At 65.4% G+C, this 25019-nt stretch carries 21 protein-coding genes; 10 read left to right on the top strand and 11 right to left on the bottom strand.

Features of this window, described 5'->3' with window-relative positions; translation table 11 throughout:
• Positions 1-20: 20 nt before the first annotated feature.
• Positions 21-788, bottom strand: a complete 768-nt coding sequence (gene lptB / locus ABWP89_RS00175; RefSeq protein WP_353226644.1) for an LPS export ABC transporter ATP-binding protein — start codon at positions 786-788, stop codon at positions 21-23.
• A gap of 376 nt (positions 789-1164) precedes the next feature.
• On the opposite strand from lptB, the gene ABWP89_RS00180 reads away from it, so the two are divergent.
• Together ABWP89_RS00180 and ABWP89_RS00185 are read left to right on the top strand one after the other, a co-directional pair.
• Positions 1165-1572: a hypothetical protein gene (locus tag ABWP89_RS00180; protein ID WP_353226410.1), complete on the top strand. Its 408-nt coding sequence runs from the start codon at positions 1165-1167 to the stop codon at positions 1570-1572.
• Between the two features lie 253 nt (positions 1573-1825).
• On the top strand, positions 1826-3172 hold the full coding sequence (locus ABWP89_RS00185) for a TldD/PmbA family protein (protein ID WP_353226411.1): 1347 nt from the start codon (positions 1826-1828) through the stop codon (positions 3170-3172).
• A gap of 171 nt (positions 3173-3343) precedes the next feature.
• Here the strand turns inward: ABWP89_RS00185 and ppa are convergent, their stop codons facing one another.
• The 3 genes from ppa to ABWP89_RS00200 all read right to left on the bottom strand — a co-directional run bounded on the left by ppa (position 3344) and on the right by ABWP89_RS00200 (position 6725).
• The gene (gene ppa, locus ABWP89_RS00190) at positions 3344-3886 is read right to left on the bottom strand and encodes an inorganic diphosphatase (protein ID WP_353226412.1); all 543 of its coding nucleotides are present in this window, start codon (positions 3884-3886) and stop codon (positions 3344-3346) included.
• Between the two features lie 137 nt (positions 3887-4023).
• Complete coding sequence (locus ABWP89_RS00195) at positions 4024-4728, bottom strand: DUF1345 domain-containing protein (RefSeq protein WP_353226413.1); 705 nt, start codon at positions 4726-4728, stop codon at positions 4024-4026.
• Positions 4729-4751: 23 nt separating this feature from the next.
• Positions 4752-6725 (bottom strand): M61 family metallopeptidase, encoded by a 1974-nt coding sequence (locus ABWP89_RS00200; protein WP_353226414.1) that lies wholly within the window; start codon positions 6723-6725, stop codon positions 4752-4754.
• A 98-nt stretch (positions 6726-6823) separates the two neighbouring features.
• Here ABWP89_RS00200 and hisS point away from each other — a divergent pair, with 98 nt between their 5' ends.
• From hisS to metK, 6 genes are all read left to right on the top strand, one after another.
• Positions 6824-8125 (top strand): histidine--tRNA ligase, encoded by a 1302-nt coding sequence (hisS, locus tag ABWP89_RS00205; RefSeq protein WP_353226415.1) that lies wholly within the window; start codon positions 6824-6826, stop codon positions 8123-8125.
• Entirely contained in the window at positions 8122-9192 is a 1071-nt protein-coding gene (gene prfA / locus ABWP89_RS00210; RefSeq protein WP_353226416.1) for a peptide chain release factor 1, read from the top strand. Before hisS ends, prfA begins: the two co-directional genes overlap by 4 nt.
• An 8-nt stretch (positions 9193-9200) precedes the next feature.
• A complete protein-coding gene (prmC, locus tag ABWP89_RS00215) occupies positions 9201-10067 on the top strand; it encodes a peptide chain release factor N(5)-glutamine methyltransferase (protein WP_353226645.1) in 867 nt (288 codons plus the stop codon).
• Positions 10068-10335: 268 nt separating this feature from the next.
• Entirely contained in the window at positions 10336-11511 is a 1176-nt protein-coding gene (locus tag ABWP89_RS00220) for a DUF4167 domain-containing protein (RefSeq protein WP_502915195.1), read from the top strand.
• Between the two features lie 18 nt (positions 11512-11529).
• Positions 11530-13143 (top strand): apolipoprotein N-acyltransferase, encoded by a 1614-nt coding sequence (gene lnt, locus ABWP89_RS00225; RefSeq protein ID WP_353226418.1) that lies wholly within the window; start codon positions 11530-11532, stop codon positions 13141-13143.
• Positions 13144-13180: 37 nt separating this feature from the next.
• Positions 13181-14401, top strand: a complete 1221-nt coding sequence (gene metK / locus ABWP89_RS00230) for a methionine adenosyltransferase (RefSeq protein ID WP_353226419.1) — start codon at positions 13181-13183, stop codon at positions 14399-14401.
• Positions 14402-14473: 72 nt separating this feature from the next.
• Here the strand turns inward: metK and ABWP89_RS00235 are convergent, their stop codons facing one another.
• Positions 14474-15769, bottom strand: coding sequence for an acyl-CoA dehydrogenase family protein (locus tag ABWP89_RS00235; protein WP_353226420.1), 1296 nt, complete (start codon positions 15767-15769; stop codon positions 14474-14476).
• Positions 15769-17163: a phosphotransferase gene (locus tag ABWP89_RS00240; RefSeq protein ID WP_353226421.1), complete on the bottom strand. Its 1395-nt coding sequence runs from the start codon at positions 17161-17163 to the stop codon at positions 15769-15771. Before ABWP89_RS00240 ends, ABWP89_RS00235 begins: the two co-directional genes overlap by 1 nt.
• A 256-nt stretch (positions 17164-17419) precedes the next feature.
• Between ABWP89_RS00240 and ABWP89_RS00245 the strand changes: the two genes are divergently transcribed.
• Positions 17420-18397 (top strand): serine hydrolase, encoded by a 978-nt coding sequence (locus ABWP89_RS00245; protein ID WP_353226422.1) that lies wholly within the window; start codon positions 17420-17422, stop codon positions 18395-18397.
• Positions 18398-18584: 187 nt separating this feature from the next.
• On the opposite strand, the gene ABWP89_RS00250 is transcribed toward ABWP89_RS00245, so the two are convergent.
• A complete protein-coding gene (locus ABWP89_RS00250) occupies positions 18585-18770 on the bottom strand; it encodes a hypothetical protein (protein WP_353226423.1) in 186 nt (61 codons plus the stop codon).
• A 297-nt stretch (positions 18771-19067) separates the two neighbouring features.
• Between ABWP89_RS00250 and polA the strand changes: the two genes are divergently transcribed.
• Positions 19068-21914, top strand: coding sequence for a DNA polymerase I (polA, locus tag ABWP89_RS00255; protein WP_353226424.1), 2847 nt, complete (start codon positions 19068-19070; stop codon positions 21912-21914).
• A 129-nt stretch (positions 21915-22043) separates the two neighbouring features.
• On the opposite strand, the gene ABWP89_RS00260 is transcribed toward polA, so the two are convergent.
• The 4 genes from ABWP89_RS00260 to gluQRS are packed head-to-tail and all read right to left on the bottom strand — an operon-like array spanning position 22044 to position 24641.
• Positions 22044-22916, bottom strand: coding sequence for a 3-hydroxybutyryl-CoA dehydrogenase (locus ABWP89_RS00260; RefSeq protein ID WP_353226425.1), 873 nt, complete (start codon positions 22914-22916; stop codon positions 22044-22046).
• Between the two features lie 23 nt (positions 22917-22939).
• The gene (locus ABWP89_RS00265; RefSeq protein WP_353226426.1) at positions 22940-23518 is read right to left on the bottom strand and encodes a cob(I)yrinic acid a,c-diamide adenosyltransferase; all 579 of its coding nucleotides are present in this window, start codon (positions 23516-23518) and stop codon (positions 22940-22942) included.
• Positions 23519-23556: 38 nt separating this feature from the next.
• Entirely contained in the window at positions 23557-23793 is a 237-nt protein-coding gene (locus ABWP89_RS00270) for a hypothetical protein (protein ID WP_353226427.1), read from the bottom strand.
• Positions 23790-24641 (bottom strand): tRNA glutamyl-Q(34) synthetase GluQRS, encoded by an 852-nt coding sequence (gluQRS, locus tag ABWP89_RS00275; RefSeq protein ID WP_353226428.1) that lies wholly within the window; start codon positions 24639-24641, stop codon positions 23790-23792. Before gluQRS ends, ABWP89_RS00270 begins: the two co-directional genes overlap by 4 nt.
• Between the last annotated feature and the right edge of the window lie 378 nt (positions 24642-25019).

Raw genomic sequence — 25019 nt, forward strand, 5'->3', positions numbered from 1 at the left:
TCAGCCCCCCCGAGCCGGCATCAGAGCGTAAAGCCCTCACCCAGGTAGAGCCGCCGGACATTGGGATCGGCCACCAGATCCTCCGGGCTGCCGGCAAACAGCACTTGCCCGCCATAGATGATGCATGCGCGATCGACGATATCGAGCGTTTCGCGCACGTTGTGATCGGTGATCAGCACGCCGATCCCGCGCCGTTTCAGATCGGTAACAAGATGGCGGATGTCGTTGATCGAAATCGGGTCGATCCCGGCAAACGGTTCATCCAGCAGGATTATCGACGGGCGCGCGGCCAGCGCGCGGGCGATTTCGCAACGGCGACGTTCGCCGCCCGACAGCGCCATCGCCGCGCTGCCACGCAGCTTGGTCAGGCCAAATTCTTCCAGCAGCTTTTCCAGTTCGGCGCTGCGAGTCGCCCGGTCAGGCTCGATCAGTTCCAGCACGGTGGCGATGTTCTGTTCCACCGTCAGCCCGCGAAAGATCGAGGTTTCCTGCGGCAGATAGCCCAGCCCCAGAATGGCGCGGCGGTACATCGGCAGGCGCGTGATATCGACCCCGTCAAGCAGGATGCGGCCCGAATCCGGGCGCACCAGCCCCATGATCGAATAAAAACAGGTGGTCTTGCCCGCGCCATTGGGGCCGAGCAGGCCGACCACTTCGCCCTTGGCCACCGACAGCGAAATGTCGCTGAGCACGGCGCGTTTGTCGTACGATTTGGCGATCGACACCACTTCCAGCCCGGTGGCCGGTGTCGCGCTGATCACGGGTGCAGCGCCGGCATCGCCATACAGGTCGGCCCCGGCCACGCCGATATCCGCCGCAGTCACGAAAAATGTCCCGTTACGATACCTGTCACAGTCACGTACCCTGTCATAATCCCGTACAATCTTTGCCCTTTGGCTTTGTCCTTTGGCGCTGTCCTGCGCCGGCACGCCGGTTGCGCCAAACCGTGCCATAGCCTGCCTGCGCGCGGTGGCAAAGCCCGCCGTAGCTGATCTGGCAGGATTTGTGCATGATCGCGCGCCGCACGCATGCGCCCGCTCACCGCCGGCATCGCGCACGCCTTTTCCCCCGCCAGCAAACAGGCTTGCCATCGGGCATCGCGCGTGATTTATTGGCGGTCTGGAGAGAAGGACCGAGATGATGGCAAAAGCCACTGCACCGTCCATGTTGACACGCGACCGCGCCGCACGGCCGGCAGCGGCGCCATCTGCGAACGCCGGGCACCATGCCCAACCGCAACGCCGGCTCGACTGGCGCAAGCGGATGAGCGATACCGTGGCCTATGCGCTGCTGGTCTATACCGCACTGCAGATCTTCGTGACGGTTGAGGTGATGACCGGGCAGGACGCATCGATGCTGCCGCTGTTTGCGCTGGTCGTGCTGGTGGCGGGGATCATCCCGCTGTTCCGCCATTACGAACGCCACTGGGAAGGCCTGGACGATCTGGCCGCAGCCGACCCAGCACTGCGGCCGCTGTTCCGCCGCGACCAGCTGTCGGTGTGGCTGTTCGCGATCGGGTTGCCGTTTGCGATAACCGGTTTGTTCAAGGCGTTCGTTTCGCTGGCCGGCTGAACTGCCGGCGGTGCCGGGTTAAGCGCTGATCCCTTGTTGTTTGAAACGAAACGCGCGAAAGAGCGCGTCTCGAAGTCGGCACCGGCCCGCTCCCCCACCCGACCACCCATAGGGTACTATCGTTGGGTGGTCGGCTCCTCAGCGAAAACGTCCCCCGGACGTTTTCGTGCTCTTCGTCGCGGGGAGCGGGCCGGTGCCGACTTCCCGAAACGATAGTTTCGGGTCAAACACATTAATGGGATCACCCTGACCGATGCTTTCTCCTGACGAAGCCAAAGACCGTTGCGTGGCGCTGTTGCGCCGGGCCGAGGCGGCTGGCGCCGAAGCGGGGGATACCGTCTATCTCGCCAATGCATCGCAAAGCGTGACCGTGCGACTGGGCGCGCTGGAGGATGTGGAGCGGTCTGAATCCGAACATATCGGCTTGCGCGTGTTTGCCGGCGGCGGCTCCGCCTCGATCGGTTCGACCGACCTGGGCGATGCCGCGCTGGACGAACTGGCGCAGCGCGCGGTGGCAATGGCGCGGCTGGCCCCGCCCGACCGTTTTGCCGGGCTGGCCGACGCCGGGCTGTTGTTGCGCGATATGCCGCCCGCGCTCGATCTGGACGACGGCGGAGAGGCCGAGCCAATGGCGTTGCGCCGGATGGCCGAGGCGGTGGAGGCCGCCGCGCTGGCAGTGCCGGGCGTCACCAACAGCAACGGCGGCAGCGCCAGCAGCGGGCGATCGGTGTTTGCGCTGGCCACCAGCCACGGTTTTACCGGAGCTTATGCGGCCAGCAGCCATGGCATATCCGCCAGCGTGGTCGCCGGCGAAGGCAGCACGATGCAGCGCGATTACGCCTATACGTCCGCACGCCACGCCAGCGACCTGCGCGACCTGGCGGCCATCGGGGAAGAGGCTGCAACACGCGCCACCCGCCGGGTAAACCCCGGGCGCATGCGCAGCGGGGCGATGCCGGTGGTGTTCGATCCGCGCGTGGGATCATCGCTGGTCGGGCATCTGATCGGGGCGATCAACGGTGCATCGATTGCCCGCCGCGCCAGTTTCCTGCTCGATCGCGATGGCGCACAGCTGTTCGACAGCGCCATCACCATTCTGGACGATCCGCATGTGCGGCGCGGGCTGCGGTCACGCCCGTTCGATGGCGAAGGCCTGCCGACCGCGGCACGCGCGCTGGTCGAACAGGGGCGGTTGACCGGCTGGCTGATGGATTCGGCCGCCGCGCGGCAATTGAGCCTGGCGCCATCCGGCCATGCCGGTCGCGGCGGATCGGGCGCACCGCATGTCAGCACCGGCAACGTCACGCTGTCGCCCGGCACGTTGAGCCCGGCGCAGCTGATCGCCGACATTGCCGAGGGCGTCTATGTCACCGAACTGATCGGCAGCGGCGTAAACGGGGTGACCGGCGATTACAGCCGTGGCGCCAGCGGATACCGCATTACCGGCGGGGTGATCGGTGAACCGATTGCCGAATTCACCGTGGCCGGCAACCTGATCGACATGTTTGCCGCACTGGTGGCCGCCAACGATCTGGAAGTGATCCACGGCATCGATGTGCCGACGCTGCGCATCGACGGGATGACCGTGGCGGGCGATTGAACCACAACTTGTAAATCTGTTACCCGTTCGTGCTGAACCTGTCGAAGCATACGCGCTGGCATTTGCCCCGGGAAGGGTTGATTACCCGGGGCCAAGGTCGCGCGTGTCCTTCGACAGGCTCAGGACGAGCGGGGTTTGTCTGGATTTGATTGGTTCAGGTCTCGAAATCAATCAATCCACGGTCTTGGCCGCGTTGTAACGTTCGATCGCCTCTACGGTGATCCGGCGCGCGTCATCGGCGCCGCCCCAGGTGCCGACGCGCACCCACTTTTCCTTTTCCAGATCCTTGTAGTGCGTGAAGAAGTGTTCGATCTGCAGCAGCACGATTTCGGGCAGGTCGCCCTTTTCCAGCACGTCGGCATAATAGGGAAAGGTCTTGTCGTCGGGCACGCAGATCAGCTTTTCATCGCCGCCGTGTTCGTCTTCGAGGTTGAGCACCGCGATCGGGCGCGCGCGCACCACCGATCCGGGCACGAACGGCGAACGCGCGATCACCAGCGCATCCAGCGGATCGCCATCGGGCGACAGCGTGTGCGGCACAAAGCCATAGTTGGCGGGATAGCGCATCGGCGTGTGCAGGATACGATCGACAAACAGCGCGCCCGATGCCTTGTCGAATTCGTACTTCACCGGTTCACCGCCGACCGGCACCTCGATGACGACGTTCAGGCTTTCCGGGGGATTTTCGCCAGTCGGGATCATGTCGATACGCATTGTGTGCCCTTATCTGCTGGTGTGCTTGTGTGTGTCCTGTCAGGACCGGTTGCTGTATTGTTGCGGCCATTAGCCCGCGTTGTGTTGCGCCGCAACAAAACTTGGGCGTCATTCCGAATTTGGTATGAGGATCGTGGTCACCCGGCCGCCCCGCCGATGGCATTGATGGTGAACGCGATCACCCCGATATTGTAAACAAATGCGGCAAACCCGTGCAAAATGGCGATGCGCCGGATCGGTTTGCCGGTCATCGCCACATCCGCGGTCTGAAACGTCATGCCCAGCGTGAACGCGAAATAGACGAAATCGAGGTAGTCCGGATCTTCACCCCCGGGAAATTCCAGCCCGCGCTGGTCTTCGTTCGCCACGTCACCCGCGCTGTAATAGACATGCGCGTAATGCAGCGCATAGACCGCGTTGGCGAACAGCCAGGTCAGCGCCAGCGTGGCAATCACCTTGGCCAGCACCACCCGCCCGCCATGCGCGATATGCGGCACTTCGCCCGCAATCGCTGCCAGGATCACCACCGTCAGCAGCGTGGTAACCGACAGCACCACCACGCGGTTGGCATCGTTTTCCGCGGCATGGCGCCGCATCGATGCGGTATCGCACCGCGTCAGAAACAGCGGCACCAGGCTGATCAGAAACACCAGCGCCGCGCCATCAAACCCCAGGTCCAGCGCATCGGTCACGTCATGCCCCAACGCATGCCAAACCCACACCCCGGCCGGAAACAGCGCCATGAACATCAGGAACCGTGGCGGGGCAAGCCATTGCCCCAGCCCTGATTGCATACGCCCGGCGAGCGGAGACCGAGCCTCGCTGCCGTTCACTTGCTCCACTTGCGGCGTCTCCTTGCGCGGGGTCAGTGCGCTGCCGCTGCGCGATGCGGCGCCAGCAGGCGATCAAGCCCGCCCGGGCCCTTTGCCGCAGCATCGCGTTCCAGCCACGGATAGCGCAAGCCGCCGTGCCAGGCCAACGATACCGTGTCGAAATGCCCGTCGCGTTTGACCAGCAGCGCAACGGATTTGGTGCTGTCCTTGGCCGCGGTCACTGCCGCCTTGATCACATCGGCGTCATAGGCATCGCCATTGACCGCCACCACCTGGCTGCCCGGGACGATCCCCGCGCCAAACGCGGGACTGCCCCACAGCGTCGACAGCACTTTGCCTTCGCGATCCAGCGTCACGCCCAGCGAATAGCTGAGGCCCAGCGACTTCGCCTCGGTCATGCGGCCCTGGTCATAGGGGTTGGGCGTGTCTTTCCACACCAGGTGGTATCCGCCGCGTTCGATCCCGCCCAGCGGCACCGGTTGCCCCGGCGTTTCGATCCGCGTTTTGAAAAAACCATCCCAGTCATGTGGATAGACGGCATTGAGCGTGGCCACCACATCGGCACGGGTATAGGGCAGCACGCCCCAATCGCCATTGCGCGTGCCATAGAACAGGTGGGCAAAATCATCGATACCGCGCAGGCCCTGGGTGCCATCGCGGATGATCTGGTCCGCCTCGATCCACACCAGCGCGCCTTCGGTATAATAATCCTCTCCGCGCGACATCGACGGGAACGGTTTGGGCCGGCGTGAGGCAAAGATCGGATCGGCGGTGGTATCCGCGACCGACCGCCATTCACGCCCCGCGGTGGCGGTAAAGCCACCGGCATAAGTCGCCAGTTCGGCCAGCACCATCGCCTTTGACTGCACGCCCGACCGCGCCGCCAGCACCAGGCCCCAGAACTGTGTCTGGCCTTCGTACACCCACAACAGATCATCAACCATCGGCTGGCGGTAATCGGGGGTCCACAACTGCGCCGGGCGACGGTATTTCCCATCCCACGAATGCGAATATTCGTGCGGCACCACGTTTCGATCCCAGTCGCTGCCGGCCCAGTCGGTCCACGCCTTGGGAATATAGGTGCTTTCGTTCGACCGGTGGTGTTCCAGCCCGATCCCGCTCAACTTGTCGGTCAGCCCCAGCAGGAAATCATAGTGGTCGAAATGGCGCGCGCCAAATGCGGCGTCCGCTTCCTTCACCAGGTCGCGATAGGTTTCCAGGTTTTCAGGCGCGATCACCAGCGAGTCCGGCTTGTCAGCCACTGCATCCAGGAACACGTTGTCACCAATCGGGAACCGACGGGTGTAACGCCCGGCAAAGATCGGCGAATCGACCAGCGTTTCGTAATCGGTTACATCCCAGCTGACACGCCCGTCCTTCACCACTTTGCCATCGAGCGCGGTATAGGCGGTAAAGCCGTCGGGGAACGTGACGGTGGGCTTGATCCGCACCTGCCGCACATAATGCCCGGCGGGATAGAGCGCCATGTGATCCCATTGCAGATTGATGATGTCGCGCGTCATGGTCACCCGGTCGCCGGGTTCGGCATGCTGCGGCGGGGTGTGGATGAACTTTGCCACCACCGTCTGCGTGCCCACCGGCAGATCAACGATATAGGCAAACACATCCACCGAATCGCGGTGCCAGGGCAGATCCTTGCCATCGGCGGTGAAATGCACGCCCACCAGTTCGGCCGGCAGCCCCGAACGGCTGTGATGGCCGGGAATCCATTCGGGCAGCAACAGCGTCAGCTGGCGCGCATCGGCCGCAACCGGGATCGTTTCGGTCACCCGGTACACCCCGGTGGTGTTGTCGGTGGCATCGATATCCAGCGCGATCGTGCCGGGAAAGGGTACATCGCGCGGATCGGGCACCACGCGGGTGACCGGCACCGCCATCGGCAAGGTATTGGTCGCAGGCTGGACCTGGGCCAGCGCGTTTTGGCCGGCACCGGTGGCAAGGAGCGCGGTCAGCGCAGAGGCGAGCAGCAGAGAAAGTTTGTTCATGCCCGTGTTCATGGCAAGATCGTGCACGTCACGCAACCGTCACGCCGGGCTGCCCGCCGCCTTTTATTCTGCCCGCCGTTCCGCTAAGCGCCAGCGGCATGAGCGCCCCCACAGACACCACCCCGAACGACAGCCCGGCCAGCGACGGCCCCCAGAAGGACGGCGCGCGGCCCGAAACGCCGCAGGCCATTCGCGGCACCCAGGATATCCTGGGGCCAGATGCAGAGGCATTCGGCTTTGTCGTCGAAACCTTTGCGCGCATCCACCGCCTGTACCGCTTTCGCCGCGTCGAAATGCCGGTGTTTGAAAAGACCGCGGTGTTTTCGCGCAGCCTGGGCGAAACCACCGACGTCGTTTCCAAGGAAATGTATTCGTTCGACGATCGCGGCGGCGAATCGCTGACGCTGCGCCCCGAATTCACCGCCGGCATCGCCCGCGCGTACCTGACCAATGGCTGGCAACAGCATGCGCCGCTGCGCGTGGCCACCCACGGGCCGCTGTTCCGCTATGAACGCCCGCAAAAGGGCCGCTATCGCCAGTTCCACCAGCTGGATGCCGAAGTGATCGGATCGGGCGATCCCACGGTCGATGTCGAATTGCTGGCGATGGCCGACCATCTGCTGCGCGACCTGGGGATTGCCGATGGCGTGACGTTGCAGTTGAACACGCTGGGTGATGGTGCCAGCCGCGAGGCGTGGCGCGCCGCGCTGGTCAGCTATTTCCGCGACCATCGCGGCGACCTGAGCGAGGATTCGCAGGACCGGCTGGAACGCAATCCCCTGCGCATTCTCGATTCCAAGGACCCGCGCGACAAACCGTTTACCGCCGCCGCGCCGCGCATCGACGATTTCCTGACCGATGAAGCGCAGGACTTTTTTGGCCGGGTGACCGCCGGGCTGGCGGCCGCCGGCGTGGCATGGGTGCGCGCGCCAGCGCTGGTGCGCGGGCTGGATTATTACCGCCACACCGCGTTTGAATTCGTTACCGACCGGCTGGGCGCGCAGGGCACCGTGCTGGGCGGCGGGCGCTATGACGGATTGATCGAGGCATTGGGCGGCCCGCCCACCCCGGCGGTTGGCTGGGCAGCGGGGATCGAACGGCTGGCGATGCTGGTCGGCCAGCGCGATGTGCCTGCCGCCGATGTGGTGATCGCGGTGGAGGACGATGCGGCGATTGATGCGGCGATGGCGGCGCTGGCGGCGCTGCGCCATGCCGGGCTGTCGGGCGAACTGGTCGCGACCGGGTCCCCCCGCAAACGCTATGACAAGGCCACCAAAATTCCGGCGAAATTGCTGGCTGGCCTGTCGCTGGCCGATGGCGCCCCACGCTGGCGGCTGCGCGGCGATACGGCACTGGCCGCGCAAGTGCGCACGCTGCTGGGGGCAGACGGCGCGGCATGAGCATTGCGGATTCGCGCCTGGCACAACTGGCGGCCCGCTTTGCCGAGCTGGAGGCGCGGCTGTCATCGGGCACGCTGGAAGGCGATGCGTTCATCACCGCCAGCCGCGATTATGCAGAGCTGGAGCCGGTGGCCCGCACCGCCATCCACGTGCAGGGCCTGCGTGCCGAACTGGCTGATCTGGCCGCGATGGTCGACAGCGATGCCGATATGCGCGCGCTGGCCGACGAAGAGGTTGCGCGCATCCGCGCCGAATTGCCGCAGGCCGAACGCGCGCTGGCGCTGGCCATGCTGCCGCGCGATACTGCCGATGCCCGCCCCGCGATGCTGGAAATCCGCGCCGGGACCGGCGGGGATGAAGCCGCGCTGTTCGCCGCCGATCTGTACCGCATGTACGAACGCTTTGCCGCCGAACAGGGATGGCAGGTCGAACTGATCTCGGTCAGCGCCAGCGACATCGGCGGGTTCAAGGAAGTGGTGGCGCATATCGCCGGCACCGGCGTGTTTGCCCGGTTGAAATACGAAAGCGGGGTGCACCGCGTACAGCGCGTGCCGGTCACCGAAAGCGGGGGGCGCATCCACACCTCTGCCGCCACCGTGGCGGTGCTGCCCGAACCCGACGAAGTGGACATGACGGTCGATGACAAGGACCTGAAAATCGACATCTATCGTGCGTCGGGCGCGGGCGGGCAGCATGTCAACACCACCGATTCGGCGGTGCGCATCACCCATCTGCCCACCGGCATCGTGGTCATCCAGCAGGACGAGCGCAGCCAGCACAAGAACAAGGCCAAGGCGCTGCAAGTGTTGCGCACCCGCCTGTTCGACCAGCGCCGCGCCCAGGCCCAGGATGCCGAGGCGGAGGCGCGCCGCGCGATGGTCGGATCGGGCGACCGGTCCGAACGCATCCGCACCTATAATTTTCCGCAAGGCCGCGTGACCGACCACCGCATCAACCTGACGCTGCACCGCCTGCCCGAAGTGCTGGCGGGCACCGGCCTCGGCGAACTGATCGACGCGCTGATTGCCGAGGACCAGGCCAAACGGCTGGCGGCGATGGACGCCTGATGGCGGATATGCCGGCGGCCCTGGTGGTCAAAGCGGCGCTGATCACGGCCACGCGCGATCTCGCGCCGGTCAGCGACACCGCGCGGCTGGATGCCGAACTGCTGATGTCGCATGCGCTGGGGGTGACGCGGTCCGACCTGATCATGCGCCACATGCACGATCCCGTGCCCGACCGCTTTTGTGCCCTGGTCGAACGGCGCCTGGCCTGCGAACCGGTGGCCTATATCATCGGCAGCCAGCCGTTCTGGGGGATCGACCTGCTGGTCGATCCGGCGGTGCTGATCCCGCGCGGCGATACCGAAACGCTGATCGCGGCGGCGGTCGACCGGCTGCACGGCCACCCACCGGCGCGCGTGATCGATCTTGGCACCGGATCGGGCGCGCTGCTGCTGGCGGCGCTGCACCAATGGCCGACGGCGCAGGGCATCGGCATCGACCGGTCGCCGGCCGCGCTGACCGTGGCGCAGGCCAATGCCGACCGGCTGGGGCTGGCAGCCCGCGCGCGGTTGATCCATGCCGATTGGGCAGAGCCCGGCTGGGCGCGCAATCTGGGGCAGTTTGATCTGGTGCTGGCCAACCCGCCCTATGTCGAAAGCGGCGCAGTGCTCGACCGGTCGGTTGCCGGGTATGAACCGCCCGAGGCGCTGTTTGCCGGGGCCGATGGCCTTGATGATTATCGGCGCCTGATCCCGCAATTGCGCGCGCTGCTGGCGCCAGACGGGACCGCCATGATCGAGATCGGCTGGACACAAGGCGACGCCGTGATGGCGCTGGCAAGGGCGGCCGGTTTGGCCGCGCAGTGTCACACCGATCTGGCCGGACGCCCCCGCGCGATCGAAATTGTTGTTGAAATCGACCAAATACCCCAAATTTGACCAAACATTTCACTTGGCAAGCCACCATACCGCCACTAATTACCGCCAAAGACGTTGGGGTGGACGATTGCTTCCCGCCCGGAACTGCCCACCCAGGTCTGCTCCACCATTTGCACGGCTTGGCCAGGTTTTATCGGCGCAAGGCAGATGCTGGGACTAACCCGCCCGCCATGATGCGCGCGGGATGCATAGGCAAAGGTTGCGCTGCATCTGGGCTATCCCAAGATCATTGGATGTGCCCGGAAACAAAGCCTTTCGAAACAAGGACGTGCCTGACTTGAACAACAATCGTGGTAACAACCGTCGGCGCGGTCGCGGCAATAGCAGCCCTAACAGCAATGGCCGTCCGCAAAACGGCAACAGCCAGATCAACCGGATTGACAGCCGCGCGCGGGGCAATGCCCCCCAGTTGCTGGAAAAGTATCGCAAGCTGGCGCAGGATGCCCATATGAATGGCGACCGCGTGCAGGCGGAATACTATCTGCAATTTGCCGACCATTATTTCCGCGTGCTGGCCGATGCCCGTGTTCGCCAGGATGAACAGCGCGCGCGCCAGAATGGCGGGGCGCCAACCGGCCAGCCCTATCCCGCCGGCGGCAGCGTCAGCGGTGACCGCTGGCAGGACCAGGACGGCGACGAGGACATCGGCGAAGAATCGATGGACCCCGATTTCCCGACCTTTGAACGCGTGCCCCAACCCCGCCGGGAAGAGCGCGAACCGCGCCGTGATGAGCGCGAACCACGCGAATACCGCGACACCCGCGATCGCAACGGCCAGCGCGAATCCCGTGACAACCGCGAACCCCGTGAAAACCGCGAACCGCGCGAAAACCGCGAACCGCGCAGCTTCACCCCCGAACCGGGCAACGATCAGGCACCGGCCGAGGGCACCCGCGCGGCAGAGGGCGAACCGATTTCGCCCGCGTCGGACAACCCGTTCATCCGCGATGCGCGCGGGCCACGCGGCCCGCGCGGCCGCAATGACCGGCACACCGGCCGCCGCAACGATGGCGATGCGCCGCGTGTGCAGCGCAATGACAACCAGCGCAATGACAACCAGCGCGACGATTATCAGCGCAACGACAATCCGCGTGCTGACGTTCCACGCGCCGATACCCAGCGCCCCGAAGCTCAGCGCGCCCCGGTCGAACCAGTGGTGGAACCGGCGCTGCGGTTTGATCCGTCCAGCCTGCCCCCCGCCATCGGCCCGCGCGCCGACAGCGGCGACAGCGAAAAGGCCCCGGCGCGGACCGAACGCCTGCGCATGCCGCGTGCGCGTACAGCCGAACTGTTTGCCGAACCGATCGCTGCCGCCCCTGCTCCCGCCCCTGCCGCGATCGTCGCGGATGCCGGTGCACCGGCCGATGCCGCACCTGCACCCAAAAAGCGCGGCCGCCCGCGCAAAAACCCGCTGCCTGAAACGCAGCCCGCTGCCGAAGACTGATCCGGGTTCCGCCGCGCCATGCGCGACCACGCCATTGCGGATGGCCCGGGCCGGCGTTCCACGCTGATCCGTGTGCTGGCGCCGCTGGTGGCGGGCGCGGTCGCGGCGACCGGGTTTCAGCCGCTGATGCTGTGGCCGGCCACGCTACTGGCCGTGGCGGTGCTGATCGGGATGGTGGCGCGCACAACGCGTGCGCGCGAAACCGCGCTGATTGGCTGGTTGTTCGGGGTCGGGCTGTTTTCGGCCGGCAACGGGTGGATCGCCACCGCGTTTACCTATCAGGCGCAGATGCCCGCGTGGCTGGGCTGGATCGCGGTCGTGCTGCTGGCGCTGTATCTGGCGGTCTATCCGCTGCTGGCGGTGCTGGGCGCGTGGGTGTTGCGCCGCCGCACCGGGATCGCGCTGGTGCCGGCGCTGGCCGCCGGCTGGATCGTGACCGAATGGTTGCGCGGCTGGGTGTTTACCGGTTTTCCGTGGAATCCGCTGGGCGCAGTCACGTTGGGGCCGTTTGACCGTCCCGGCCTGGCGCGGATCGCGGCCTGGTGCGGCACTTATGCGTTGTCTGGTCTGGTCGTGCTGATGGCGGGGCTATGGCACACGGCCTGGCAGACCTGGCGCGATGGGCGTCGTGCCAGCGCGCTCACCGCAGCCGTGGCACCGGTCATCCTGATGCTGCTGCCGCTGGGCGGCGATCCCCGCGACAGCACGCTGGCCTATACACTGGTGCAGCCCGCCATCGCGCAGGACCAGATCAACAATCCGCTGCTGTACGAAAGCACCTTTCGCACCATGGCGAACCTGTCGAATCGGATTGCCGCCGATGGCACCGGCCCGCGCGTGGTGCTGTGGCCCGAAGGCGCGGTGCCCGATTACCTGCGTCCCGGCTATGACCCATATTGGTACGGCGCGACGACCTATGCCGGTGATCCCGCGCTGGCGCGGCGGCGGCTGGGGCTGGTCGCGGGTGACCACAGCCTGTTGATGACCGGGGCGACCGATCTGGCGATCACCGGGCGCCAGGTTACGGGCGCGTGGAACGTGATCACGCTGATCGATCAGACCGGGGCGATTCGCGGCAGTTATGCAAAGGCGCATCTGGTGCCCTATGGCGAATATCTGCCGATGCGCGACTGGCTGACGCCGATCGGGCTGTCGCGGCTGGTGGGCGGTGATCTGGATTTCATCGCCGGGCCAGGCCCGCGCACGATTGCCTTTGCGCCGGTGGCGAATGGAGGATTTGGGCGGGTCGGGTTTCAGATCTGCTATGAAATCGTGTTTCCGGGCCACGTCGTCGATCGTGCGCATCGCCCCGATTACCTGTTCAACCCGTCCAACGATGGCTGGTTCGGCAGCTGGGGCCCGCCGCAGCATCTGGCGCAGGCGCGGTTGCGCGCGATTGAAGAAGGATTGCCGATCCTGCGGTCGACCACCACCGGGATCAGCGCGGTGATCGATGCCGGTGGGGTGGTGCGCCAATCGCTGGCGCATGGCGTGGCCGGGCGTGTGGATGGCCGCGTGCCGGCGGCGCGGCCGCCCACGCTGTTTGCGCAGACGGGCAACATGCTGTCGCTTTGCTGGGGCATAGCGGTTCTTTTGTCAGGGCTGGTTGCCAGCCGCCGCCGAGGGCGCTAAAGCACATCACATAAAGAAACCTTTATATGGTGTAGCCATGCGCAGCGATTATCTTTTCACTTCCGAAAGCGTGTCCGAAGGTCATCCCGACAAAGTCGCCGACCAGATCAGCGACGCGGTCGTCGATCTGTTCCTGGCCAAGGACCCGGAGGCGCGGATCGCCTGCGAAACGCTGACCACCACGCAGCTGGTGGTGCTGGCCGGTGAAATCCGCGGGCTGGGCATCATGGATGAGGCCGGCAACTGGGCCCCCGGCGTGCCCGAAGAAGTCGAAGCCGCTGTGCGCGCCACCGTGCGCCGCATCGGTTACGAACAGGCCGGGTTCCACTGGCAGACGTTCCGGTTTGAAAACAACCTGCACCCGCAATCGGCGCATATTGCGCAGGGCGTCGATGCCAGCGCCAACAAGGACGAAGGCGCCGGCGACCAGGGCATCATGTTCGGGTTTGCCTGCGACGAAACCCCCGATCTGATGCCGGCGACGCTCGATTACAGCCACAAGATCCTGCAGCAGCTGGCCAATGACCGCCATTCGGGCGCCGCGCCGTTTCTGGAACCCGATGCCAAAAGCCAGGTCACGCTGCGCTTTGCCGACGGCCAGCCGGTCGAAGCGACCGCAATCGTCGTATCCACCCAGCACAAGGCCGGTTGGGACGAAGGCGAAAAGGGCGCGGAACTGAATGCCTGGGTCAAGGCCGCGATCGCCAAGGTGATCCCCGCCAGCCTGCTGACCGACCACACCGTCTATCACATCAACCCGACCGGCAGTTTTGAAATCGGTGGCCCCGATGGCGACGCCGGGCTGACCGGGCGCAAGATCATCGTTGACACCTACGGTGGCGCCAGCCCGCATGGCGGCGGCGCATTTTCGGGCAAGGACCCGACCAAGGTCGATCGTTCTGCCGCCTATGTCACACGCTATCTGGCCAAGAACGTGGTGGCCGCCGGGCTGGCCAGGCGCTGCACGATCCAGGTGGCCTATGCCATCGGGGTTTCGGCGCCGCTGTCGCTGTATATTGACACCCACGGCACCGGCGTGGTGCCCGATGGCGATCTGGAGGTCGCCGTGGCCGCGGTGGCGCGCGACCGCCTGGGCGGGCTGACCCCGCGCGGCATCCGCGTCAACCTGGCGCTGAACAAGCCGATCTATGCCGTCACCGCCGCCTATGGCCATTTCGGCCGCAAGCCCGAAGGCGAAACCTTCCCGTGGGAACGCACCGACCTGGTCGACGATCTGAAGGCCGCCGTCGGGGCGTGACGCCCCGCGCAGGACGACGTTTTGCGTAAAATTGCAACGGCCCCGCTCCCATCGAGCGGGGCTGTTCCGCGTTCAGGCTTCAGCCGCAAACCGCGCCTTGTTCGGGCCCATATAGCCGAACAGGAATCCGGCCACTTTGCGGATCTGGATCTCTTCCGATCCTTCGGTAATGCGATAGCGGCGGTGGTGGCGATAGATGTGTTCAAACGGTTTGTGGCGGGAATAGCCGATGCCGCCGTGCACCTGCATCGCGCGGTCGGCGGCTTCGCAACACAGCCGGTTGGCCCAGTAATTGCACATCGACACTTTGTCCGACAGTTCGCGTTCGATCTGTTTGTGGTCCATCCGGTCCATGTCCCACGCGGTCTTGCGGATCAGCAGCCGCAGCATTTCGGCCTGCGTCGCCAGTTCGACCAGCGGAAACTGAATCGCCTGGTTGTGCGCCAGATCCGCCCCGAACGGCTTTCGCGCGCGCGCATAGCGCACCGATTCGTCGATGCAGAAGGTGGCCGCACCCAGTGATGATGCCGCCTGCCGGATGCGATTCTGGTGCACAAAGCTTTGCGCAATCGCCAGCCCGCCGCCGATGGGGCCCAGGGTCGCGCTGTCGGGCACCCACACATCGGTGAACGACACGCGCGGGTGGTCGGTCGGCATGTTGAAAGTCCACAGGTATTCTTCGATCACCAGCCCGGGCGTGGGGCTGGGGACCAGGAAACAGGTGATCCCGCGCGCATCGCCGGCTGCGCCGCTGGTGCGGGCAAAGGTCGCGCAATGCGTGGCCACGTGCATGCCGGTGGTCCACATCTTTTCGCCATTGATCCGCCAGCCGGCCACGCCATCGCGGGTTTCGGGCACGGCGACGGTTTCCATATGCGTGGCGTCCGATCCGTGATCGGGCTCGGTCAGGCCGAATGCCGTGCGACGGGTGCGTTCAAACCCGCCAAAGATGAATTCCTGTTGCTGGGCGGGTGTGCCGAAATGTTCGAACATCGCCACAAACGGAAAATTGCCGACGATCGAATGTTCGTTCTGCAGATCGTTGTGCAGGCCCAGGCCCTTTGCGGCGAAATGTTCGCGGATCACCGCCATCCACAGGTTTGATCCGTCTTTGCCGCCGTATTTTTTCGGCGCGGAAAACCGCCAGTGGCCCGCCAGATCGGCGCGTGCGGTGGCCTGCGCCAGCAAAGCCTCCCATTCGTGGCGCGGCAGGCCGCCGTTGTCGAAATCGGTGCGTGCCCATTCGCGACGGTGGTCGAAAAAGCGGATGTTGTCATCCGCCTGTTCCAGCGGGGTAATTTCCGCGGCGATAAACGCGTCGAGCTCGGCCAGATAGGCGATGAGGTCGGCGGGCAGGTCAAAATCCATCAGGCGTGCTCCCACTGCGCGCGGGCCAGGGCCAGCGCCGGATATTTCGGCATGTCGGCGGCCAGCGTGGTCAATGCGCGGCGGCGCAGATCGGCCAGCAGCCCGGGCGTGGCCAACCCGGTGGTAACCGCCAGAATGGCATCGGCCAGCGGGCGATCACACGGCGAAGGCCGCGCGGCGATGTCACGCTGCACGATGCCCAGCGCATTGCGCGCCACCGCCAGTTCCCAGCGTTCGCGGCCATCCAGCCGCGGCTTTACCGTGGTCGCCAGCCATTCGGCAATCGCGGTCAGAATTTCGCCAGCCTGCGCTTCGCCGTCGGCTGGCACGGGCGGCGGTTGGGCGGCAGGCAGTGCGCGCAACCGTTCCGCCTGTGGCGCGTCGCTTTCCAGCAGCAGCAGCAGATCAAGCTCTTGCTCTGCCGCGCGGCGCGATACCACCACGCGTTCGAGCGAACGATCCGCCCCCGACCGCCATGCCCGCCCCATTTCAAGGCAACCCAGCGCCCACCACACCGTGCGATAGACCAGCCAGAACCGGAACCGCGCGGCATCAAACGGTTCGCCACCCGCCGCCGTATAGGCATTGGCCAGCGTCGCCACATCGGTCAGGCCCAGGCCCTGTTTGTCCAGCCGGCCGAACCGCCATACCGTCATGCAGCCATAGGCGAGATCTTCATGCCCGTCGCCCAGGTGCGCCAGTTCCCAATCGAGCACGCCCGTCAACCGCCCATCGGCCACCATCACATTGCCGATGCGCAGGTCGCCATGCACCACGCAACGATGCGGCACCGGCGGCGGCACATGCGCGCGCAGCCACGCCAGCCCCAGCGCGATGATCGGCCGATCACCCCCGGCGGCGTCAAACTGCGCCGCCAGCTGCGCAACCCCGGCGGCCGTTTCCAGTACGGGCAGATGATCGGCACCGGCCGGGTCCAGCGCGTGGATCCGCGCCATCGCACCGGCGATTTCGGCGGCCAGCGACGGCGGCGAGCTCAGCGCCAGTTCCGGATCGGCGCTGCCGGCCAGTGCAACCATCACAAAGCCGATGCCCAATCCGTCTTCGGGCACCAGTTCCAGCACCACTTCGGGCGCGGGCACGCCGCCGGCGACGGCGTGGCGAATCACCCGCGCCTCTCCCGCCATGTCCAGCGCGCGGCCAGCCAGCCATTGTGCAGACGGGGCGCGGCGCAGCACCAGCGGATCGGTGCCGCAGGTAAACAGCCACGATTCCATGTTGGCACCACCCGACAGCCGCCGCAGCGCGGTGACCGCGCCGTGGCGCCCGGCACGCGCCAGCGCGCGTTCCAGCGCAACCGCCAGATCGGCCAGCGAATCGGTCCCCAGGTCAGCGGTGTGTGCGATCGTTGCATCCCTTTGCAGGTCGTGGGTCATGGCAGTGACCCCGTGATATCCTTAATCGACCGATTAAAGTCCAGCGCTGATTTGGATTCGGGCATGGTCGGGCGGGGTCTGGCGGGCGCCGCAGCGGCTGCATCCCGCCGGATTGCCCGCCAACCGCGTCCGGATGATTGCGCAGGGGCTTTCCCCGCGAATCGCAATCAGTTAGATACACTATGGGTATATACCGCAGGGGTCATGGCGCGGTCATGATGCGCGGGTAACAGGGTTGATCATGGTGAAACGGACAATGCGTTTGCGCAACCTGGCGCTGCTGGCTGCCGCGCTGGTGGGCAGTCCGGCGCTGCTGGTGGCGACACCGGTGGTGCAGGGCCGTGCGCCGGTGACCATGCCAGTCACCATGCAGGACCAGCGCGACCTGGCTATTCAACAGGCGGTTCAGGCGATAACGCTGCATTCGCGTGGCCGCATCGGCGTGGCCGCCGCCGATCTTGACGGCAGCGGGCAAGTGCTGATCAACGCCGACATGCCTTTTCCCATGGCCAGCACGGCCAAGATCGCGGTGGCCGGGACATTCCTGTCGGGCGTGGAACAGGGCCGTTTCCGGCTGGACCAGGCATTGCCGATGATGATGCCAGTGGCCGAACGCGGCGAACATACCGCCAACGCGGCGCTGCGCCCCGGCCCGGTGATGTCGGCGCAGCAGTTGATGGAACTGATGATCACGCGCAGCGACAACCACGCCACCGACGGGTTGATCACCGCGGTGGGCGGTGTGGGCGTGGTCAACGCCTGGCTGGCCCGCAATGGCATTGCCGGCCAGCATCTGGACAGCACGATGGCCACGCTGGTGCGCGATGACGGCCGAATCAACCCGGTCGCCACGCTGGACACCCCGACCGCCAGCACGCCGCGCGCGATGTTGTCGCTGCTGGCAGCCATCGATCGCGGCGGCGCGCTCAGCCCGCAATCGCGCGCGGTGCTGCTCGACACCATGACCCGCACCAGCACGGGAAAGAACCGCATGCGCGCCGGGCTGCCCGACGGGACGGTGTTTGCGCATAAGACCGGCACCTTGCAGGGTGTGACCGACGATGTCGGCATCATCCGCCTGCCCGACGGGCGGCACCTGGCGCTGGCGATCTTTGTGATCGGGCCAGAGGGGCATACCGCGCATGCGACCACCATCGCGCAAGTGACCCGCGCGCTGTACGACGGCTATGCCCAGACGCTGCCACGCGGGGAAATGCAGCAAAGCCGACGCTAATCAAGCCCCTGAAATTCAAAGAAAAAGGCGCCATTTGGCGCCTTTTTTATGCCCACCCGGGCGCGCCATATCGCGGCGACGCCATCCGGAAAACAAACGCGAAAAAGGAAGCCCAACCTTTCGGCCAGACTTCCTTTTCAATTCCGTCTCGAAGACGTGCCGGTAACCGTGCCCTTGCGGGCAGGGATTACATCTTTGCGGCAGTGCTCGAATCGGCAGCAGCTTCTGAGCTGGCGTCGGCAGCGACGTCCGAAGCGGCACCGGTGTCGGTCGCTTCAACAGCGGCTTCGGTTGCTTCCGGAGCCTTCGTTTCCGAGCAGCCTGCGAGAGCAAAAGCAGTGCCGGCAACAGCGGCGAGGATGAGCTTGCGCATGCGTTACAATCCCTGGATTGAATGAAACCGCGGCGGGCAAGCGCCAGCCGCAAAGCCTACTCTGGCGATAGACTTCGCAGGTCAATTAATCGGCAATTCATCGCGTTGCAACCCTTGAACGCAATCTTAGTCCAACCCTTGTCATATCCGTTGCGAAATGCAGGGTTTTTTTCGCACTTCGGGTCCTGCGCCAGCGCGTTTTTCAGCTGCGACCAGCCGTTTTGGCCCGCCCGCCTACGCCGTTTCGCGCAAAATCATCGCTGGCGAAATTCACAGGTTACCGTAACAGAAATCACCATGGACGCCGCCACCAAACCCCGCAGCCACCTCTATCTGGTCGATGGATCGGCCTATATTTTTCGCGCTTATCACCGGTTGCCGCCGCTGACCAACCCGGTGGGCACCCCGGTCGGGGCGGTCTATGGCTATACCACCATGCTGTGGAAACTGGCCGAGGACCTGCACGCGGCCGATGGCCCGACGCACCTGGCGGTGATTCTCGACAAAGGGTCGATCACCTTTCGCAACGACATGTACCCTGCGTACAAGGCCAACCGCCCGCCCGCACCCGAAGACCTGGTGCCGCAGTTCCCACTGATCCGTGATGCCACCCGCGCGTTCAGCCTGGCCTGCATCGAACAGGCCGGGCTGGAGGCTGACGACCTGATCGCATCCTATGCGCGCGCCGCGCATGCCCGCGGCTGGGACGTGACAATCGTATCGTCGGACAAGGACCTGATGCAGCTGGTCGGCGAAAACCCCGATGGCGCGCGTGTCGACATGCTCGACACCATGAAGAACCAGCGCATCTTTATCCCCGAAGTGGTCGAAAAATTCGGGGTTGAACCGGCGCGCGTTGGCGATGTGCTGGCGCTGATGGGCGATGCGGTCGACAATGTGCCGGGGATTCGCGGCATCGGTCCAAAAACCGCGACCAGGCTGATCCAGGACAACGGCGATCTGGAATCCGCGCTGGCCGCGGCCCCGACGATGAAGCCGGGCAAATTGCGTGACAGCCTGATTGCCGAGGCCGACATGGCGCGGCTGTCACGGCGTCTGGTGGCGCTTAAAGAGGATTGCGACCTGCCGGTTCCGCTCGACGATTTCGTGCTGGGGCCGATCCCGCCCGATCCGCTGGCGGCGTTTCTGGGCGAGCACGGCTTTTCCAGCCTGCTGAAAAAGCTGGGTACGCGCGCCGCCCATGCGCCGGCGGGCCAGGCCGGTGTCAGCGCGCCGGGCACAGGCCCCGGTGACGACGCCAGGCGACCCGGTGACCGCCAGTCGGCGCCCCAATGGCCGGCGATCGACACCGGCGCCTATGACTGTGTGCAGGATGTCGCCACGCTCGAAGCGTGGATCGCGCGTGCGTATGCCGCCGGCGTGGTGGCGATCGATACCGAAACCAGCGCGCTGGATGCTGTCGGCGCCGAACTGGTGGGCGTGAGCATGGCCGTCGGGCCGGGCGCCGCCTGTTATATCCCGCTGGGCCACGGCGGTGGCGACATGTTTGCCCAAGGGCCGGTGCAGATCGACCGCGCCCAGGCCTGTGCGCTGCTGAAATCGCTGCTGGAAAGCGATGCGGTGCTGAAGATCGGGCAGAACATCAAATATGATCTGGTCGTGCTGGCCCGCCATGGCGTGGCTGTGGCGCCGATCGACGATACCATGGTGATGAGTTTTTGCCTGGATGCCGGGCGCGGTGATCTGGCGCCGTGGGGGCACGGCATGGACGAACTGGCGACGCGCCACCTGGGCCATGCCACGATCACGTTCAAGGATGTCGCGGGCACCGGCAAAAAGGCCATCTCGTTTGCGGAAGTGCCGATGGCCGATGCCACGCGCTATGCCGCCGAAGATGCCGAGGTAACCTGGCGGTTGCATCAACAGCTGGCGCCACGGCTGGCGGACGAAGGCGGCACGCGTATCTATCAACGCGTCGATCGCCCGCTGGTGCCGGTGATCGCAAAGATGGAGGCGACCGGGATCAAGGTCGATCGTGAACAGCTGGCGCGGCTGTCGGGCGAATTTGCGCACCGCATCGCCGATCTGGAAGCCGTGATCCACGACAAGGCCGGCGGGCCGTTCACCATCGGCAGCCCCAAACAGCTGGGCGACGTGCTGTTCGACCGGCTGGGCTACAAGGGCGGCAAAAAGGGCAAGAGCGGGCAATATTCGACCGACCAGTCGATACTGGAAGGGCTGGCCGCGCAAGGGGCAGAGGTCGCCACGCTGGTGCTGGAATGGCGCCAGCTGTCAAAGTTGAAATCGACCTATACCGACGCGTTGCAGGCCGCGATCAAGCCCAGCACCGGCCGCGTCCACACCAGCTATTCGCTGGTCGGCGCGCAGACCGGGCGGATGTCATCCAACGATCCCAATTTGCAGAACATCCCGGTGCGCACCGAAATCGGGCGGCAGATTCGCGAAGCGTTCGTCGCCGAGCCCGGCCACGTGCTGCTGTCGGCGGATTACAGCCAGATCGAATTGCGGCTGGCCGCGCACATGGCTGATGTGCCCGCATTGCGCGAAGCCTTTGCCCAGGGACAGGACATCCACGCGCGCACCGCGATGGAACTGTTTGGTGAGGTCAACCGCGACACGCGCGGGCGTGCCAAGACGATCAATTTCGCCATCCTCTATGGCATCAGCCGCTGGGGGCTGGCCACCCGCCTTGGCACCACCGCGGATGAGGCGCAGGCGATGATCGACCGCTATTTCGAACGGTTTCCGGGCATCCAGCGCTATATTCACGAAACGCTGGAACAGGTGCGCGAACGCGGCCATTCGACCACGCTGTTCGGGCGCAAGACGTGGTTCCCGCGCATCAACGCCAAAAACCAGAACGAACGCGCCGGCAGCGAACGCGCCGCGATCAACGCGCCGATCCAGGGCACCTGCGCCGATATCATCAAACGCGCGATGGCGCGGATGATGCCCGCGCTGACCGACGCCGGCCTGGGCCATGTGCGCATGCTGTTGCAGGTGCACGACGAACTGGTGTTCGAACTGCCCGCAGCCGATGTTGCCGCCGCCAGCGCGGTGATCGAACGCGTGATGGCGGGCGCGGCCGAACCGGCGGTCATGCTGTCAGTGCCGCTGGGCGTCGAGATCGGCCATGGCCGGTCGTGGGGCGCGGCGCATTGATCGCAGCGCATTGATAATATGGTGAGCTCCGCACGTCCACGGCGACGGGCAATCGGGGTACGCGAAGAGCGCGCGGAGCCGGGCTGAGGGTCTCATCCCGACATTCCCACCGCAACTTCGTATGAGTACCTACCTGGTCGGGACTGGCACTTCGCCGCTGTAATCGTAAAACCCGCGGCCAGATTTGCGGCCCAGCCAGCCGGCCTCGACATATTTCATCAGCAGCGGCGCCGGGCGGTATTTCGAATCGCCGGTGGTGTTCAGCAGCACGCGCATGATTTCCAGAATGGTATCCAGCCCGATGAAATCGGACAGTTCCAGCGGCCCCATCGGGTGGTTCAGCCCCAGTTTCACGCCGGCATCGATATCGGCGACATTGGCGGTGCCGCTGCCCAGCACAAAGCACGCCTCGTTCAGCATCGGCACCAGGATGCGGTTGACGATAAAGCCGGGTTCATCCTGCGACACCACCACCTGTTTGCCCAGCTGGACGCTGGCAAAGGCGCGCACCGCGTCAACCGTGGCGGGCGCGGTGGCGAGGCCGGGAATCAGCTCGACCAGCTTCATCAGTGGCACCGGGTTGAAGAAATGCACGCCGACAAAGCGCGCCGGATCGGGCGTGCCGGCGGCCATCCGCGTGATCGGGATCGAGCTGGTGTTGGACGCCAGGATCGCCTGCGGGCCCAGCACTTTGCCGGCGGCGGCGAAAATCCGCGCCTTGATGTCTTCGCGTTCGGTGGCCGCCTCGATAATCAGGTCGGCCGCTGCCATCGGGGCATAATCGGCCACCGGATGGATCAGCGCGACCGCGGCCGCTGCGTCAGCGGCCGAAATCTTGTCCTTGTCCACCAGCCGCGCCAGCGTTTTGGCAATCCTGGCCTTGGCCGCCTCGGCCAGCGCCAGATCGACATCGCACAACAGCACGGTGATGCCGGCCTGCGCCGAAACCTGGGCAATGCCGGAACCCATTTGCCCTGCGCCGATTATGCCAACTGTTTTCATCAAAGTCTCCGGATCAGATCAAGTCAGGCGCGCGATGCGCCGGGCACCCACAACGGGTCGGCGCCGGCGTTGATCGCGCGGGCCAGCACAAACAGATAATCCGACAGGCGGTTGACATAGCCCAGCGCTGCAGGATTGACCGGCTCGGCCGCGGCCAGCGCGACAATCGCGCGTTCGGCACGGCGGGCGATCGCGCGCGCCAGATGCACCCGCGCCGCTGCCTCACTGCCGCCGGGCAGGATAAAGCTGGTCAGCGGGGGCAACGCGTCATTGTGCCGGTCGATCGCGCGTTCCAGCCAGTCGACCTGGCCCGGCACGATCCGCAGCACCATGTCGGTCGGCCCGAAATCGGGCGTATCAAACGCACCCAAGGGCGTGGCCAGATCGGCGCCCAGATCAAACAGGTCGTTTTGCGTGCGCACCAGTTCGGCGTGGATGGCCGGGGCGACCGCCAGTGCGGCGAACCCCAGCATGCTGTTCAATTCATCCACTTCGCCGATCGCGACCATGCGCGCATCGTATTTGGGACGGCGCGAACCATCCACCAGGCCGGTGCTGCCATCGTCGCCGGTACGCGTATAAATCTTGTTGAGCTTGACCACCGGGTTCCCTTTTTCGCGAAAAACGCGCGGGGCCGTGGTTACTTGTGACCGCCGCCAACCGCAAGCAGGATCGCCACCACAACGATCGCCAGACCCTGGAATTTGATGCGGTTGAACATCATCCGGTTCTGCAACATCTGCATGTCGCGGATGCCTTCGTCACCGCGATCGATCCCGGCGCGGGTGGTTTGCAGGAACGCGGCAATGCCCCGCACCAGTGACCAGACGACCAGGCCCATCAGGACCAACAGCACGGGAACCAGGACAAATATCATAGTGGAGTATCTAGGTACTCCGACAGGGAAATACCAGTGTCAAAGAGTGCGCAGCGCAGTTCGGCGGCCACCGCGCGGCCATCCTCGCCCGCGCGCCGCCGGTCCCCGATGGGATCGGCGCCGCGCCGCTTGGCCAGCTTGCGCCCGTCAGCCTCTACCAGCACGCGATGGTGGTGCCAGACGGGTTCGGGCAGCCCCAGCAGCACCTGCAACAGGCGGTGGACATGGGTGGAGGCAAACAGGTCGGCGCCCCGCGTCACCACGCTGACCCCATCGGCGGCATCGTCGATCGTCGCCGCCAGATGATAGCTGGCCGGCGCATTCTTGCGCCACAGCACCACATCGCCAAACAGCGCGGGCCGGGCGACCTGCACCCCCCGCCGTTCATCACGCCAGGTCAGGTCGCCCACCAGTTCGGCCGCCTGTTCCATATCCAGCCGCCAGGCCACATCCGGCCCGGGCGGCACCCCGCGACGCAGGCAAGTGGAGGGATAGACCGGGCCATCGGGGCCCATGCGCGTGGCGGCGCGTGCAACATCGGTGCGGGTGCACACGCACGGATAGACCAATCCCAGCGCCATCAGACCGGTCAGCGCATCGCGATACGTATCGATGCGGGTCGATTGCGGCGGGACTTCGCGCCAGTTCAGCCCCAGCCAGGCCAGATCAGCGCGAAACGCATCGGCGAGGTCAGGCCGGCTGCGCGCGCCATCGATATCTTCGATTCGCAGCAGAAATTCCCCGCCACCGGCCATGGCGCGATCGTGCGCGACAATCGCCGCATAGGCATGGCCCAGGTGCAGCGGCCCATTCGGGCTGGGGGCGAAACGGGTGATGGGGGTGGTCACGCCGGCATTATCGGCGGCCTGGCGCCAAAATGCAAAAGGCGCGTCAACACGCCAAACGGCTGCCCGGCGGGGTGCAATATTGCCCCCGTGGGTCAGCCGTCGTGCAGAGTGTACGGTTGCCGAACCGCAGTTCGCGTAAGCAAGGCTTAAGCAAGCGTTGCGGTGAACATCAGACCGCTGACGCCAGCGGCAAACAGAATCGGCAGAACATAGTTTGTAAAGCTGCGCATGGTGTGCTCCTTGGTTGGGTGCACTTTCAGGCAGTCTCTCCCGTTCATCGCGCCGGCAGGGTGTAAGTGCACGGAGCCACTGAACGAGCGTGCCACTACGTCAATCGGCGTATATCGCAATTGAGCAGAGCTCATAAGCAATTGCATT

The organism is Novosphingobium sp. (assembly GCF_040398825.1).
Classification (GTDB): Bacteria; Pseudomonadota; Alphaproteobacteria; order Sphingomonadales; family Sphingomonadaceae; genus Novosphingobium.

What these genes read in the sequence shown, in the direction of transcription:
- ABWP89_RS00235 (WP_353226420.1), bottom strand. Translation starts at nt 15,769, where the DNA reads ATGGATTTTGACCTGCCCGCCGACCTCATCGCCTATCTGGCCGAGCTC.
- ABWP89_RS00245 (WP_353226422.1), top strand. Translation starts at nt 17,420, where the DNA reads ATGCGTTTGCGCAACCTGGCGCTGCTGGCTGCCGCGCTGGTGGGCAGT.
- prfA (WP_353226416.1), top strand. Translation starts at nt 8,122, where the DNA reads ATGAGCATTGCGGATTCGCGCCTGGCACAACTGGCGGCCCGCTTTGCC.
- lnt (WP_353226418.1), top strand. Translation starts at nt 11,530, where the DNA reads ATGCGCGACCACGCCATTGCGGATGGCCCGGGCCGGCGTTCCACGCTG.
- prmC (WP_353226645.1), top strand. Translation starts at nt 9,201, where the DNA reads ATGCCGGCGGCCCTGGTGGTCAAAGCGGCGCTGATCACGGCCACGCGC.
- ABWP89_RS00240 (WP_353226421.1), bottom strand. Translation starts at nt 17,163, where the DNA reads ATGACCCACGACCTGCAAAGGGATGCAACGATCGCACACACCGCTGAC.
- ABWP89_RS00185 (WP_353226411.1), top strand. Translation starts at nt 1,826, where the DNA reads ATGCTTTCTCCTGACGAAGCCAAAGACCGTTGCGTGGCGCTGTTGCGC.
- ABWP89_RS00180 (WP_353226410.1), top strand. Translation starts at nt 1,165, where the DNA reads ATGTTGACACGCGACCGCGCCGCACGGCCGGCAGCGGCGCCATCTGCG.
- ABWP89_RS00260 (WP_353226425.1), bottom strand. Translation starts at nt 22,916, where the DNA reads ATGAAAACAGTTGGCATAATCGGCGCAGGGCAAATGGGTTCCGGCATT.
- polA (WP_353226424.1), top strand. Translation starts at nt 19,068, where the DNA reads ATGGACGCCGCCACCAAACCCCGCAGCCACCTCTATCTGGTCGATGGA.
- hisS (WP_353226415.1), top strand. Translation starts at nt 6,824, where the DNA reads ATGAGCGCCCCCACAGACACCACCCCGAACGACAGCCCGGCCAGCGAC.
- ABWP89_RS00270 (WP_353226427.1), bottom strand. Translation starts at nt 23,793, where the DNA reads ATGATATTTGTCCTGGTTCCCGTGCTGTTGGTCCTGATGGGCCTGGTC.
- ABWP89_RS00200 (WP_353226414.1), bottom strand. Translation starts at nt 6,725, where the DNA reads ATGAACAAACTTTCTCTGCTGCTCGCCTCTGCGCTGACCGCGCTCCTT.
- metK (WP_353226419.1), top strand. Translation starts at nt 13,181, where the DNA reads ATGCGCAGCGATTATCTTTTCACTTCCGAAAGCGTGTCCGAAGGTCAT.
- ppa (WP_353226412.1), bottom strand. Translation starts at nt 3,886, where the DNA reads ATGCGTATCGACATGATCCCGACTGGCGAAAATCCCCCGGAAAGCCTG.
- ABWP89_RS00250 (WP_353226423.1), bottom strand. Translation starts at nt 18,770, where the DNA reads ATGCGCAAGCTCATCCTCGCCGCTGTTGCCGGCACTGCTTTTGCTCTC.